This window comes from Pseudoalteromonas sp. A3 (assembly GCF_025942345.1).
Taxonomy (GTDB): Bacteria; Pseudomonadota; Gammaproteobacteria; order Enterobacterales; family Alteromonadaceae; genus Pseudoalteromonas; species Pseudoalteromonas atlantica.
This window is the reverse complement of the sequence record NZ_JAPCKL010000008.1, coordinates 98,916-113,688: the sequence shown is the minus strand read 5'-3', so window position 1 is coordinate 113,688 and position 14,773 is coordinate 98,916. Positions and strand designations below refer to the sequence as shown.

13 protein-coding genes and 3 tRNA genes are annotated in these 14,773 nt (G+C 38.7%); 4 read left to right on the top strand and 12 right to left on the bottom strand.

Translation table 11 applies throughout. The features are described 5' to 3' along the window. Position 1: 1 nt before the first annotated feature. Genes OIZ54_RS14540 through OIZ54_RS14525 form a run of 4 tightly spaced genes read right to left on the bottom strand, consistent with a single transcriptional unit; the run spans position 2 to position 2,415 of the window. Positions 2 to 496 carry a gamma-glutamylcyclotransferase family protein gene (locus OIZ54_RS14540; RefSeq protein ID WP_004588639.1) on the bottom strand — a complete coding sequence of 165 codons (495 nt, stop codon included), beginning with the start codon at positions 494 to 496 and terminating at the stop codon, positions 2 to 4. Positions 497 to 511: 15 nt separating this feature from the next. Then, positions 512 to 1,138 carry a LysE family translocator gene (locus OIZ54_RS14535; protein ID WP_054983275.1) on the bottom strand — a complete coding sequence of 209 codons (627 nt, stop codon included), beginning with the start codon at positions 1,136 to 1,138 and terminating at the stop codon, positions 512 to 514. Between the two features lie 11 nt (positions 1,139 to 1,149). Next, complete coding sequence (locus OIZ54_RS14530; RefSeq protein ID WP_264390678.1) at positions 1,150 to 1,923, bottom strand: hypothetical protein; 774 nt, start codon at positions 1,921 to 1,923, stop codon at positions 1,150 to 1,152. 9 nt (positions 1,924 to 1,932) lie between these two features. Then, positions 1,933 to 2,415: a CreA family protein gene (locus tag OIZ54_RS14525; protein WP_064387365.1), complete on the bottom strand. Its 483-nt coding sequence runs from the start codon at positions 2,413 to 2,415 to the stop codon at positions 1,933 to 1,935. A 168-nt stretch (positions 2,416 to 2,583) separates the two neighbouring features. On the opposite strand from OIZ54_RS14525, the gene OIZ54_RS14520 reads away from it, so the two are divergent. Further along, complete coding sequence (locus OIZ54_RS14520) at positions 2,584 to 2,913, top strand: 5-carboxymethyl-2-hydroxymuconate Delta-isomerase (protein ID WP_004588643.1); 330 nt, start codon at positions 2,584 to 2,586, stop codon at positions 2,911 to 2,913. A 109-nt stretch (positions 2,914 to 3,022) separates the two neighbouring features. Here OIZ54_RS14520 and OIZ54_RS14515 read toward each other — a convergent pair whose 3' ends face one another. After that, positions 3,023 to 4,903: a methyl-accepting chemotaxis protein gene (locus tag OIZ54_RS14515; protein WP_264390677.1), complete on the bottom strand. Its 1,881-nt coding sequence runs from the start codon at positions 4,901 to 4,903 to the stop codon at positions 3,023 to 3,025. Between the two features lie 197 nt (positions 4,904 to 5,100). After that, positions 5,101 to 6,054, bottom strand: a complete 954-nt coding sequence (locus OIZ54_RS14510) for a LysR family transcriptional regulator (RefSeq protein ID WP_064387367.1) — start codon at positions 6,052 to 6,054, stop codon at positions 5,101 to 5,103. Positions 6,055 to 6,198: 144 nt separating this feature from the next. Here OIZ54_RS14510 and OIZ54_RS14505 point away from each other — a divergent pair, with 144 nt between their 5' ends. Beyond that, the gene (locus OIZ54_RS14505; RefSeq protein WP_264390676.1) at positions 6,199 to 7,020 is read left to right on the top strand and encodes a DUF4437 domain-containing protein; all 822 of its coding nucleotides are present in this window, start codon (positions 6,199 to 6,201) and stop codon (positions 7,018 to 7,020) included. Between the two features lie 73 nt (positions 7,021 to 7,093). Here the strand turns inward: OIZ54_RS14505 and OIZ54_RS14500 are convergent, their stop codons facing one another. After that, positions 7,094 to 7,675, bottom strand: a complete 582-nt coding sequence (locus OIZ54_RS14500) for an outer membrane beta-barrel protein (protein ID WP_248443989.1) — start codon at positions 7,673 to 7,675, stop codon at positions 7,094 to 7,096. 487 nt (positions 7,676 to 8,162) lie between these two features. Further along, positions 8,163 to 8,549 carry an AlpA family transcriptional regulator gene (locus OIZ54_RS20290; protein ID WP_319641007.1) on the bottom strand — a complete coding sequence of 129 codons (387 nt, stop codon included), beginning with the start codon at positions 8,547 to 8,549 and terminating at the stop codon, positions 8,163 to 8,165. A 139-nt stretch (positions 8,550 to 8,688) separates the two neighbouring features. On the opposite strand from OIZ54_RS20290, the gene OIZ54_RS14490 reads away from it, so the two are divergent. Next, positions 8,689 to 9,573, top strand: coding sequence for a GIY-YIG nuclease family protein (locus OIZ54_RS14490; RefSeq protein ID WP_264390675.1), 885 nt, complete (start codon positions 8,689 to 8,691; stop codon positions 9,571 to 9,573). 258 nt (positions 9,574 to 9,831) lie between these two features. On the opposite strand, the gene OIZ54_RS14485 is transcribed toward OIZ54_RS14490, so the two are convergent. The 3 genes from OIZ54_RS14485 to OIZ54_RS14475 form a co-directional block, all read right to left on the bottom strand. Beyond that, positions 9,832 to 9,908 (bottom strand) — tRNA-Met (locus OIZ54_RS14485). A gap of 138 nt (positions 9,909 to 10,046) precedes the next feature. Then, a tRNA-Met gene (locus OIZ54_RS14480) sits at positions 10,047 to 10,123 on the bottom strand. A 138-nt stretch (positions 10,124 to 10,261) separates the two neighbouring features. Next, positions 10,262 to 10,338 (bottom strand) — tRNA-Met (locus OIZ54_RS14475). A gap of 500 nt (positions 10,339 to 10,838) precedes the next feature. Here OIZ54_RS14475 and OIZ54_RS14470 point away from each other — a divergent pair. Continuing rightward, a complete protein-coding gene (locus tag OIZ54_RS14470) occupies positions 10,839 to 12,278 on the top strand; it encodes an HNH endonuclease (protein ID WP_264390674.1) in 1,440 nt (479 codons plus the stop codon). Positions 12,279 to 12,294: 16 nt separating this feature from the next. On the opposite strand, the gene OIZ54_RS14465 is transcribed toward OIZ54_RS14470, so the two are convergent. Further along, on the bottom strand, positions 12,295 to 14,718 hold the full coding sequence (locus OIZ54_RS14465; protein WP_264390673.1) for a site-specific DNA-methyltransferase: 2,424 nt from the start codon (positions 14,716 to 14,718) through the stop codon (positions 12,295 to 12,297). Positions 14,719 to 14,773 lie beyond the last annotated feature (55 nt).

Sequence of the window (14,773 nt, the reverse complement as noted above, 5' to 3'; positions counted from 1 at the left end):
ATTATTTTTGGTGCACTGCAAATTCAATATCAGCACGCTCTTTATTTGTATCGGGCTTATGCGGCCGATTAAGTATTGCATCACTGTATTCTTTTGGTACGCCCGCCTCAAGCGCGCCGCGATGAACGTGCTGAATATACCAGTCGTATGGCAGTACATCGTTATCGTGGGTGTTAGCAATATAGCAGTGGGCCTCTATTTGCTCCCCATTTAACAAAGTGGGCTTAATAGCCACGCAATCGTAACCTGGGCCCTCTATGGTATCTAAAATTGCTTTTTCGGCTTCATCAAGTTCATACACCACGCCATATACCAAGGCGTTTTTGTCATCACTTTTTTGAATACTGCACTTGCCCGAGCCATCTTTAAATAGCATATTAAACGTAAGCTCGTAGCCTTTTAGTACAGCTGTGCCAACTCGCTTTGCTTTTGGTAAACGCGCAAGCAAGCGGTTAGAGGACATATTCGATCCAAACGAAAAATTATAAATAGGCATGACTTCTCCCTAGGGTTAAATTACTACACGAATGGCTAAAGCAATTAAAATAACACCTATACCCCGGTCAAACCAATAGCCGCTTTTTTGAAAAAACGCCCGTACACTGGGTTTTGACAACACTAAAGAAAGCATAGAAAACCACACCCACGTTGCCAGAGCCATATAAACCCCATACACAATTTGCACGCTAGTTGGTGTAGTTACACTAATAACTAAGGTAAATAACGACATAAAAAAGAGAGTGGCTTTAGGATTAAGCGCGTTGGTTAAAAAGCCGCGCCTAAATGCATGCCATACGCTTTCTTGTGGGGTAGTTTTGTTTTCTATGTTGTCTGTTTTATTTACCGGCGGTTTGGCAGCCCTTAATGCTTGTACGCCTAAATAGGCTAAATACGCCCCCGCAACGTACTTTAATGCCATAAATAAATTAGGCGACTGCGTTAAAATTAGCGCAACCCCTAATACGCAGTATCCTACGTGTAATAAAATAGCAGCGCCCACGCCAGCGCTTGTCCATAGGGCGTTACGCCTGCCCTGCTGTATACTTTGTTTGAGCACCACGGCAAAGTCGGGGCCTGGGCTGGCTACTGCAAAAAAGTGGGCGATGGCAATCAGTAAAAATTCGTCTAAGTAGTTCACAAGTATCCGGTTTAAGTTGGTGCATAGGCAAGCAATAGTGGATTAGCAGAGTTATCAACTAATGTTTTGATCTCTTTTTGGGCTTTTTTAAATTGGCTGCGCAAATGTGGCTTTAAATGTTTTTTAGAGACACGATCGTTTTTAAAATAACTAATCAGCGCGTGCATAAATACGGTATGGGTTTCGCTTAGCTTCGCTTCACGATTAGCATAAGGGTTATAGCACGAGCCACACCCGCCTTTAAATTGATACACAGTGTTGCTCATCATTACTCCAAACCCTAAAAAACAGGCCAGCGCATCTGCCGCTTGTGGCAAGTAGTCTTTACCACCTGGCGGTAACACCCCAACATGATGAATTAATACAGTAGCCAGCGTACCGGCAAAGCTGGCCACTAAATCTTGCGGCTGATTAATTTGATTAGGGTTAAATGAGATATTAATCGTATGGCTTGGCGGTACAATAAGCTGGCTTTGCTCTCCGCGTAAGTGTTCAGCAAATTCAAAATGCGGAAATACTTGCGGCTGTAACTGTTGTGGCGCAACTAATTGTATTGGCCACGCACTCATACCTGCGTAATCACGTACTCGTACAAATACCTTAGTGGCCATTTCCTCAATACTCGATACCGAATCAGGAAAATGCGCCACCGTTGGCAATATTATTTGCGTGTGCTTGGTAAAAAATGCGGCATCAAAGTGCTCTACCGCCCAAATAAAGGTATCAATTAGCCACTGCTGCTCGGCTTGTTCTAGCAGCGGCTTTGATTTAAATAACGCTAACATAGTGTGCTCTTATTTTTGTTCAAGTGCCCAGTTCCAAGCTTGTGTATTGTATAAAGGCACAGTTGAAAGTGCGTGGTGGTGGCTGCCGCTCGACTCCTTAGTCGAGTACGATAAGTACAGTAATGTGCGGTTTTGTGCATCGTAAATACGGCGCACTTTTAGCGATTTAAATAAAATACTTTTTGATGACTTAAATACCACTTCGCCCGACTTACTGCGATCTATTGCTTGTAACATATCGGCTGTAATTGGCCCAGTTTGGCGACACGCAATAGACATATCAGAGGGATCTGAAAAATCTAAGTCGGCCTCAATATGGCTAATATGGCACGTAACCCCTTTTACTAGTGGGTCTTGCTGGGAATTTACCACTACATCTTTAGTAGTAAACAGCCCTAAGCTCACCGATGCAACATCATCTGAGCAGGCACTTAAGGTAACCACTGCACTTAATAGCACAGCTAAACGTTTAAAGCGGTGTGGAAATTTCATATTAATCCTTAATTTTGCTTTATAAGCGAAGGTTCACGTGACTGTTTTTATACTACCATCAAAAATTAATACAACTAAATTTAGGCCATTGAGGGGTTAGCGCACAGTTCAGGCTTTGGTACAATTATACGTACGCCCACGTAGTAACTCATAATAGGAAACGCGTAAATGCCGCACATTATTATTGAACACTCTGAAGATCTTCCTGTATTACCGCAAGTACTTGTTGAAAAAGTGCATAACGCGACTTTTCAAAGTGGTTTGTTTGACTTAGAAACCATTAAAACCCGCGCTATTGCTTATCAGCAATACCAACTAGGTGAAGGAAAAGAAGGGTTTATTCATATTGCGGCGCATATCATGGCCGGGCGCTCTATTGAACAAAAGCAAATGTTAAGCGAGAGCTTGCTTGAGTGCTTAAAAACTTATTGCCGAGATTCTGACAGCTTAAGCGTTAATATTTACGACATTCAACACGAAATTTACCGTAAAAATTAACCCGTTTAAAAACGCGTTTTTTTAACCTAAGCTTTGGATAATAAACCTCTTAACCAAAGCTTAGATTAACTAAGTTACAACGCGTTTTTTAGCTTAATGTTGTCACTTTTTAGAGTGTAAACTTACCCAGTAAGTCTTTTAATATATTCGACTCTTCATTTAGCCCATTGCATAGCTGCTCTGAGGTTTTCATATTTTGTTTTGTTTGCTCAGCAGAATCAGAAATCATCACCACATTTTGACTAATTTCTGAGGTAGCCAACGTTTGCTCGCGGGTGGCTGTAGCCACTGAGCTATTTAGCTCACTTAGCGTAACAATTTCTTGAGATATACCCGTTAAGGTACTCCCTGTTACTTTTAAACGTTCGGCGTTTTCTAGGGTATTTTTACTGCCAAGCTCTATAGCCGACACCGTACTTGAAGCCTTAGAATTTAACGTGTCTATCATTTCGTTAATTTGCTCGGTCGACTCTGCAGTACGCATAGCAAGGGTTCTTACTTCATCGGCTACAACGGCAAAACCACGACCGTGTTCGCCTGCCCGCGCAGCTTCTATGGCAGCATTGAGTGCCAGTAAGTTAGTTTGCTCTGATATTGCTTTAATAACATCAAGCACCTGCGTAATTGACTTTATCTCTCCTGAAAGCTCAGTTACCGAGGCAACCGAGGTAGCCATGGCGTTTTCTAGCTGCTCCATTTGCTTTATCGTGCTATTTACAAACTCCACCCCTTTATGAGTCGCTTCTTCTGTTGAAGTCGCAATGTCAGAGGCGTTACTGGCACTGTTTGAAATGTCTTGTACGGTTACTTCCATTTCGTTAACGGCTGCCGCCACCGTTTGCGTGCTAGATGATTGTACCTCGGCCAAGTTGGCCGCGCCCTGTACTTGTACTAACACATTTTCTGAAATGCTTTTAACATGGTTTGCTGAGTCCGACACTTGCTTAAACATGCCATGTAGCTGCTCTAAAAATAAATTAAAGTTAGCGGCAAGCTCTGATATTTCGTTGTTATCGTTAGTAGGCAGCCTTACGGTTAAATCGCCATCTTTTTTAGTTAACGCGCTCACTGCAGCAGTTATGTTTTCAATGGGTTTAAATATTTGCGACACTAAAACTCTGGCCAAGGCAAAGCCTATAATGGCGATGATCACACCAAATAATAAATTGCTATTAATGGCACTATTTATTGGCCCGTATAACTGCTGCTCGGGCACTTCTGCCACTAAATGCCAACCTAATGACTCAATAGGCGTACTCGACACAACATAATCTTCACCTGCCATTGTTTTACTAATAATGGCGCCATTTTTAATATCGTTAATATTAATTTTTTGACCCATTTTACTTCTGTCACTGTGAAGCATTACCTCACCTTCATCAGAGACCAAATACACCACGCCGGCTTCGCCAATACGGTATTCGTTAATTAAGTTGATCATAGAATCGAGCGAGCGCCCCACGCCTGTAATGGCGGTACGCTCACCGTTAATTTGCAGTGCATAGTTAATAAAAACCACCATGCTATTTGTGGCTTTATCTATATCCAGTGCTATTTCAAAGGGTCTGTTAGAGGATAAAAACTGATCAAACCATACATCTTCGCTTCTATCTATCTGTCTAGATATACCAATATCGGTGTAATAGTTGTTGGTATTTTTGGAAATTATATAAGCAATAACTGCGTTGTTATCTTTTTTAATACTGGCTAAATAATTAATATAATCGGCTCTTGCTTGCTCACTCTCACCGTTGCTTAGCCACTGTTTTACAAAGCTGTTTTGCGCAATTTCTTTGGCAACAATTATAGGAGTGGCAAGTTCGAGTTCAATTTTGCTTTTTACTTCACTCAGTGCGGTGGGTAAATCAACCTTTGCGAGCTTTTCATCGGTATGATTTTGAATACTATTTGAAAATAAAAATGTAGAAACCGCTAACGGCACAACAATAGCCAAAATAAGACTAATATAAACTTTTTGTTTAAGTAACATACGATACCTGTAAATGGATAAAGGGCTTAACTAACACTTGCTTAGAATAAATATAGGATCAGCTGAGCAATAAGCCCAATAATTAGAAAAAATAGAACATAAAAGAAGAGCGTGTATTTTAATTTAATCAACCACAGGAAAGCGAATTAAATTTTAAAGGCGCAAGGCTAGCTAAAACTAACCTCGCGTAAGGTGCGCTAGGGTGAATCGGGCCACTCTTGCTCGTTAATTATCCCTTGCGCAATCAGGTTTTTTCTTAATTGGCTAATCGTGTGTTTTAACTCATCACGAATAAGCCTAATGGCAGGCGTTATAAGCTGGCGGCTAGGTAGTACTAACCACATTTCAGTGAGGGGGATTTTGTAATCGGGCATTAATCTTTTTAATCTGCCCGCTAATAAATCTTCAGCTACATCAATGGCCGATTTTTTGGCAATCCCGGTGCCATCAACACACCAACGCCTAACTATATCGCCATCGTTAACGGCGCGGTCGCTGCTCATTTTAACCTTGTATTTTTGGTTATCGTTATACAGCTCCCACCCATCATGCACTACCTCGTAGAGCTTATATAAAAGGGCATTATGATTCAGTAGGTCATCTGGCGTTAACGGCTCACCGTGCTTTTTAATGTACTCAGGCGAGGCGCATAGCACGTGTGCAATGTTACAAATTTTAAAGCCGTATAAATTTAGCTCCTGTGCGGCCTCTTTAGTTAAGGCACGCAGCGCAACATCAATTCCATCACGGTAAAAATCAGCGCGGCTGTCGCTTGCTTGTAAGCGCAGCGTCACTTCGCTGTGTTTATCCATAATATTATTTAGCAATACCCGCATAAGGTTGCGCCCCATTTCCGATGACACTGCTATTCGCACTTCACCACTAATAGATTGCTGCTCCTCATGAATAAGCACTTGCCCTTGTTGCAATAAATCGAGAGCCTGCTGACACAGAGGTAAATACCGTTCCCCTTCGGGCGTGAGGCGAATTTGCCTTGTTGTGCGTACAAATATTTGTGCCCCAAGCGCCTGCTCTATTCGCTTTAATGAGACACTTGCAGCCGATGAGCTCATATCTAATTGATTTGCAGCAGCTGTAATTGATTGCAGCTCAGCCACTTTGAGTAATACTTGTAAATCAGCTATTTTCATCAAACCCTCTTATTGCATAAATCAGCATGTGTAACTATGGCGTTATTATCCACGTTTTTGCGAAAGTGTATTTAACTTATGCCCATTTATTGACTGAATTTTAAGCCGTACTATAGCGCTATACCAACTTAACGGAGCTTTTAAATGAAATTTTTACTAAACGCATCAACTCTTGCACTGGTTGCAACACTTATATCAACGCCAGCCTCTGCAGAGCAAAGCACATCAAAAGTTGTTGCTGCAAGCAATATTGACTGGGGTTACTTAAACCCGCTACGTGGTGATAAAAGCCCTGGCGCTGCAGATTTATGGGGAAACCGCACAACCGACACCGCAACAGGCATGTTAGTACGCTTTAAAAAAGGCTTTGAATCTCCGCCGCACATTCACAACATTACTTACCGCGGTATCGTTATTGAAGGGCAAATGCATAATGACGACCCAACAGCTGAAAAAATGTGGATGCCAGCGGGTTCGTTTTGGACACAACCTGCAGGTGAAAACCACACCACTGCAGCCAATGCTGAAACAAATTTAATTTACTTAGAAATCGACTCAGGGCCGTACTTAGTTAAACCAACTAATGCCCAGTTTGATAATGGTGAGCGCCCGTTAAACCTACATGCAGACAACATGGTATGGCTAAACAGCAGCGATTTAAACGACATTAACGCCCAAGGCGTGCAAACCGCCTACCTTTGGGGAAGTACAGCCGATATGAACGGCTCAATGATTAAACTTCCTGCCGGCTTTAAAGGTGAAATAAAAACAGATGCAAGCGAATTTCGTGCTGTTGTTATAGCCGGCGCCGTTGAGTACAACTCAAGCGAGCAAGATAAAGCGCAAAACCTAAGCGCAGGCAGCTATGTAGAATCAACCGGTAACTTTACCCACACGATTGAGAACACTAGCGACAAAACAACCTCTATTTACATTCGTACTAACAGTAAGTACCAAGTAAATTAGAAACTACTTATAAAAAGTAAATGGCATAAAAAAAGCGCACTGTTTAGTGCGCTTATTTTTTATTTATTAATACTTAAAAGCTATAACGAGCAGTTAAGCTAACTAAATCTAGCTCGTCCAATGAGGTGTAATTAGCCCCAAGTGAAACGTTGTTATTAATGTAGTAACGTGCGCCCACACTGAAAGATGTTTCACTCTCATCTGCAATATCGACATTGCCTACTCGGCCATCTAGCTCAATATTATCACTTACCATAGAGCGAACACCTACAGATAGACTATAGCCATTTTCGTCATTCGAAGCACTACTTCCACGATACGATGCCTCTAGCTCTACGTTTTCGTAAGTTGCTAAACCATAAAAGTCAGTGTTCGCGCCAATAGCTGTGCGATAACCTATTCCAGCACTAAGCCAGTTTAAGTCCACATCAACACCATCATCTGAATTACCCAGAGTTTGGTATTGACCAGATAGGAAAAAGTTTTCGCCTAATAGCGTACTACCATCAAATGTCCATCCATCTGCATCATCGCCATCAATATCACCGTCAAGATAACCAGCAGCAACATAGTTAAAGTTAGGTGACTCTGCGAAAGCAGCTGGACTTGTAATAACAGCTGTCACTAGCAAGATTGCAATTTTATTCTTTTTCATAATACTTCCTTTTAAATTTATTTTAACAACCTTAAATTGTCCCTAAAAAGTACACAACTAGGTTATTGATTGCAAATATAAATCTAGCAACCGAACCAACATATGTCGCTGTTATTAGTAAAAAAGAAAAATGATTGAAGCTGGTTTTTAAATAATAGAGGCGGTATAGGCACACAAACAACTAACCTAAATACTGTATAAAAAGTACCGTAGAAAATATTTTGTATTGGCTATAACTATTTAAAAAATTGGAAAGCTTTGAAAAGTGGTGGCCCCTCCCAGACTCGAACTGGGGACCTAACGATTATGAGGCCCCATTGGCGAGTTTGTTAAAGCCCATATAATGCAGCTTAGAAGTTGGTCCTGACCTTTAGTTTACGAGTTTCGTTACCAGTTAATAGTTGAGTGGTCACATTTATTGGTAACGGTTTAATCAGCATTATTTTCGAGCGATAATTCTTAAAAGTTACTAATAACTCGTACCATGCTATTGCTGAACTTTTTCTCTAATCCAATCATTTATATCACTTCTAACCCATGCAACAGATCTGCATCCTAGATTTACTGCTTTTGGAAATTCTTCAAGTTGCTGCAGGCGATATAACGTAGATCTAGATAAACCTGTCATTCTAACTACTTCCTTCATTCTGATGAGATCATTGGGGCTTTTATTTACGTTTTTCTCCTTATGTGTATTTAGTTGGCTTGATTCTAGTTTTGGTGTTGATTGCGAAACGAATGATCGTTTTGATATTTGTGATTGGAACGACTCAATATGGCTTTTAACTTGCTGAAGTTCCCTTATAGCGTTACTAGCCCTGAAAGATAATTGCGCTAAGTATTTTTCTAGTAAATCATACTCAAGTTTATTCATGTTTTGACCTTAAAGTTGGATTGCTTAAACCTAACTATCTACCTAAATATACTCAAGTACTAGAAGTACGTTTTACTTTTTAGTAGAGCAATAAAGTGTTAATTTGATGGTCATATACCAGTGAATCAAGCAGCAGAATATGAGTTTAGGAAGAACAATTAGAATCTATTTAGATGACGGTTCAGTAACAGGAGTTAAGCATGCTGAAATAGTCAATTGGACAGGACAAGCTATATCTTGTCCAAGGCAACATGTTAAGAACCTAAATGACTGGCCTGAATCTAAAAAGCCAGGATGTTATTTTTTATATGGCGTTGATGATGAATCTGGTGAACCAGCAGTCTATATTGGTGAAGCTGAGAATGTGTATGATCGAGTTCTTAATCATTTAGCTAATAAAGACTTCTGGAATGAGATAGTATTTTTTACTAGTAAAGATGAAAATTTAACTAAATCACATGTTAAATTTTTAGAGTCTGAGTTAGTTAAAGCTGCTAAAAATGCAAATAGACAACTACTTTTAAACGGTAATACTCCAAATCAGCCGGCTTTACCTAGAAGCGAGCAAGCATCAATGAAGGAGTATTTTCAAAATCTTAAAACGCTTTTAGGTGCCTTAGGGCATAAAACACTAGAGCCATTAATTCAAAAGCCTCTAGACTCTGTTTGGCAAAAAATTGAAAAACAAGATGAACCTGCCAATGAAACTTCACTGTTTTTAAATATAAAAGGGCTAGAAGCTCAGGCCATTTTGAATGATGAAGGTATAGTAGTTACTGAAGGTTCATTCGCAACTAAGTTTGTCAAAGATAGCCTATCAACTGGATACAAAAAACTTAGAACTAAACTCATTGATACTGGTGTGCTGCTAGATAACGGTAATACTTTTGTTTTTACCCAAAACTATTTGTTTACCAGCCCTTCTCAAGCTGCTGCGGTTCTAGTTGGGTATGCTATTAATGGGAGAAACCACTGGTTAGATTCTAAAGGTGTAAGCCTAAAGGAACTTGAAACTAGCTCCTAAAAATTCCCTCTTAAATTGAAAAAGGTCATATAGCTAATACTTCCCCTAACATATAAGGGAGCAATATATAATGTCCAGTCTTTTTAGTAATCCCTCGAGAGGCATACTTAAAATTACAAGGGGAGTTTTATATTTCAAAGGTTCTATATATTTTTTGTTGATGAAATCAGGTGGATAATCACAAAAGACAGGAAAACTTGTTTTCTATGAGTAACTTATTAGGCATAGTAAAAGGCTCATAAAAAATTATTATTTCAGTGGTTGCGGGAGCCGGATTTGAACCGACGACCTTCGGGTTATGAGCCCGACGAGCTACCAGACTGCTCCATCCCGCGCCTGAAATTGTAGATTTGTTTTAAGTTGCTTTACATAACAACTTGGCTTCCAATGTATAGAGTAATTTTCAGAAAAAGTAATTATAACTAACTGACGGTAGTTACACTTTTAAAATGAATCAAAATACTTTTCAAAATTGGTTGCGGGAGCCGGATTTGAACCGACGACCTTCGGGTTATGAGCCCGACGAGCTACCAGACTGCTCCATCCCGCGCCTGAAATTGTAGATTTGTTTTAAGTTGCTTTACATAACAACTTGGCTTCCAATGTATAGAGTAATTTTCAGAAAAAGTAATTATAACTAACTGACGGTAGTTACACTTTTAAAATGAATCAAAATACTTTTCAAAATTGGTTGCGGGAGCCGGATTTGAACCGACGACCTTCGGGTTATGAGCCCGACGAGCTACCAGACTGCTCCATCCCGCGCCTATAATTATTTGAGCAGTGCATCGTGATATTTTCGACTCTGCTTCAAAGAGAGCGCAATCATATAGCAATAAACCTATAATGCAAGCCTTTAAACAGTTAAAGCGCACTGTCTGATTGAAATCCATACATAACGAGTAATAAGTAGACTCTAACCGTAGATTTTTCTTTTGTTGTATCCAGCTAGATCTTATCTATTATAGTTAGTTCTGGGCTTGTATATTTGAATATAAGCTAACGGAGTAAATTCAAACAGTATTGCAGACAGGAGCTTCAGCGATATTCTATTGAATAGTTCATGTATCCCACTTTAATATTTGATCAATATATCGTTAGAATTGATAAAAACCTGAACATAAAAAATATCTTAGAACTCTCAATTCGCTAATAAAACCCCTAATACCTAGTTAAATTTACAAAATAACCTTTTGGATTTACAGGACTTTTAAGTCAGGGCATACTTATAATCTATAACCACCATTAGATTATAAGGACTTACGATGAGTAAATTACCGGGAAAAACAGCATACTCAGGAAGAAGAAGGGGCACTAGACAAAGATCAGGGTTTAAAAGTCATCCTGACAGTACTGGGGGAGAATATAAAACGGAGTTGGCTCCGATTTATACTCTCAAGGCTAATGAACCTGCTGTTATTCAGTTTATATTTCCTGAAGTTGAAGGTGAGGTTTTTGTTGGTTTTGGAGGCTATTTTAAATGTGATTCAGAAGTAAGCATTACGATAAATAACCCCAATAGCAAGAAAAACATACTAGAGCAATATGAATTACCTAATACTTCTAAATTTGGTTCAATGTGGCGTAATCACCAACCTAATAAACCAGTAACGGTTACCTTTCTTTCTCCAGAAGACTCTGATCTAGCCTTATATAGTCTTATTTGTGGAAGTATTTGGCATGATGCATTTGATTCCGCAATAGCGAATGATCAAGAGAGTTATTTAAAAAATATGCATACAATCATGCCTGAAGCTGGATTTATCCACGAAACTGGAGAAATACAAATAGACATTGAATCGGAAGGTGATTCTTGTATTGATATTGATCTAAAGTCTTGCAATAGATGTGCGAGATTTCTGCCAATTAATCTTGAAAACGAGCGAAATCACTTAGCTTTTTCTAGTCACTGCGTTGCTAATGCACCCTGCAAGCACTCTGGGTTTGGCTTACTAAAAAATTTGAATTATCAATTTGATATAAACGTTCTTGAATTTATCGATCTGTATTATGGTTATCAATTGGAGTGTCGTTTTTGCAAAAAATATTTTGTAAATATGCCACTTAACATCAAGCGAACAGCCGCACAGATGAAAGAAGATGGACAGAGAAGACGCAACTTTGAGCTTTTAATAGCTGAGATCTATCAGAATTCTAAACTTCTGAGTTATCGACAAAAGACAGGTAAGGAGCTAACAGAAGATATTTGGCTTAAATTTGGTAAGAGTTGCTTTAAGTGTGGTAAAGAAATTAAAACTAGCAATAAAATGCACCTTGATCACACTCGACCCTTAGCATTGTTGTGGCCTCTGGATGAGACTGCCACAGCATTATGCTCAGCATGTAATACCGCAAAAAGAGATAAACCCCCGTCGGAGTATTATTCTGATGATGAGCTTGATAGTTTATCTCGATATACTGGTTTGTCAGTACAGGAGTTAAAATGTGTTGAGCCAAATCATGAAGTTATAAAAGAGCTGATTAGGCGTGAAGATTGGTTATTTGACGAGTTTTTACAAAAGGCTGAATTATTGAAAGAAAAAGAAGGTAAAATTACAGCCGAACTGGTTGTGAAAGCTTTAGATAAAGTACTAAAGCGTTCACAAATAGAAAAATACGAGTATTCGTTTGTAGAGGAATATAACAAACGACGAGATACATCAATATTTCTAGATGAGTCAGAAGACCTATCAGGAGTAATTTAATGTAATTTGTTAACTTTTATTTTTGTAATATCAGGTACTGGTGACCTTTAACCCCACCTTTATCTGATATTCCATGGCTCTCACAATGCTCAACTGATTCAGTGAACATATCAATAACCTTAAAGTATTTGGAGGCTATAGGTTCAAGATTTTTTGCCATATCACATTTATCGCTATGACCTAAGTGGAATACTGCGAAACCGTTTACTTTTAGCTTTTCATGGCATGATTTAAATATAAAATCATACACATCAAATGTTTTCTTTTGCATTACTTCAATAAAGTTTAAAGGCTGGTTTTTAAAATCATTTTTATCCCAACCACAGAACCAATAACGCATCCAGTTTGTCATATAAAACTTGGTGCTATCAAAAAATGGGGGGGAAGTTATGATAGCATCTAAATTTTTAACCTCACTTGGCCAAGTTTTTAATATATCACCGTGAAAGCAATGCCCATCTAAGAATAAATCTCCACGATCAGTATCAAGAGACTTCTGCACTTTATTTCGGAGCTTCTCGACTACATTCTTATATATGTAATCCCCTGTTGGTGCATAAGGTGTAATAGGGTGGCTATTTCGGCTAAGAGCATAAGGTCGATTTCCATGTAAAATATGCAACATACACGACATTACCAAAGCCCAATTAGAGTCCTTTGGTGTATGGTTTTTTAAAAAGAAATCCCTAGCACACAAAACTTCTTTTAAAGTATCTTCGTGAAAGTATTCTGGGATTGTTTTGTTAAACTTTACCTCTAAACTATCTTCAATAGACTTTGCGGATGGCGAGTTTTTTTCAATATGGGATTCAAGTTCTAACAATATTTCTTCCACTTTCTCCGCATTTGGCTTTTTCATCTTTGCGTTGCTTAGCGTAGTTGCTAATAGCCCTATGTCTAGACCAAATGAATTTCGGCCCATCAAGGCAGCTTCGAAGGGAATTGTTCCCGAACCACTAAATGGGTCTAAAACTGACTCACCTACAACAGTAAAGGTCTCGACTAACTTGTGAGCCAAAGCAGGTTTCATTTTTCCTTGATATGAACAAACTGAATGTAATCCATTGCCCCAACTGCGTTTAGTATATGGATGCCTAAGGTGTGGTAGTGTTTCTTTGAAGTTTTCCCACTTAGCAATTTTAGATTTAGGCGTTGAGAAAGATGCCACAAAGCTTTTGTTACTTGCTTCGCGCTTTTCTAAAACTATCAGTGATTGAGCTAATTCAGTCCCATCTTTTGATCTACGGGTTCTCAGTCTCTTTATTTCTAAAGTATGCAGACCTGATTCACTTGCTATTTCACTTAAAATATCGTGAGTCGGAACATGAATTCCTGCATAAATGCTATCACCAATATCTATACATGCTATTCCTGAATTAACTAAATGTTTCGAAATACCTTTGAATACTTTGTTCATATCATCAAAATAGCCACTGACCATCTTGGCAATTCGACCATCATATGCTTTATCTCTAAGCTCTGATACCAGCTCGTCAATGAATGGGTGAACGGAATTTCCTTTATTTTTAGTCACATCATTGATTCCTGATGTAACAACTTCGTCTCTAAAGTACCTTAATGATGTGTTATTTAAAATATCACCCATATACCATAACTCTAGCTTAGTATTTCTAAAGTAATTTGTTCCATTAAGATAGGGAGGGCTAGTGATTACGCCGTCAATAGGTTGATGATCAAGTTCAATAATATTTTTGGCATTAGTAGCGAAAAGTGATGAATTCCCCAATAATTGTGGACAACGTAAACAATCTTTAGCCATTAATCTAAGCTGTTCAGAAATAGAACTTATAAGCTCTGGAACTCCTTTAGCGAGTTCTTTTTCTGTTTTATACCTTACGTCGCCAGCTCTTTTTAATAAAGAGCATTTGAGTAACCTAGAGATAACTGCGATCTCAAAGCTTTTGCCAAGTAAAGGTTCAGTTAGTATTAGAGAGTTATTTAGACTTCTTAATTTAAGTACTTGGTTGTAGGTTTTTTCACTGAAAAATTTACTTTTTCCGAAAGCATTCTTATAGCTTTCATGTAGTACAACGTCTTCTAAACTGACATCAACTAATTTTGGGAGTTCATCAGCTAATTTAAGCAATTCAGAACATAGGAATTTTTTCTTCTCTGGTGGTAGCGAAGCAACTGATATTTTTGCATTTATTACTCTACGCATAGCAGGGTTCACTTCGCAGTATAACGAATTAACGCTATCAATACCTAAAGTGAGAGGTGTTGTTCCAACACCAGCAAATGGTTCTAATATGGTTTTACTATTTGGCATGTATGTTTGGTGAACTGATCGAACAAACTCAGATGAATAACCTTCTAAATATGCAAACCAATCATGCAAGTACTCACCTTTTCCACCAGAATGGGTGACGTGTTTAGCTGCTACATCTAGTTGCAAATTTAAATTTTTTTGTTCATTCATGTAGTTATTTCTATACCAAAAGTAATTTGTTCAATACTAACATTGCATAGCTTAA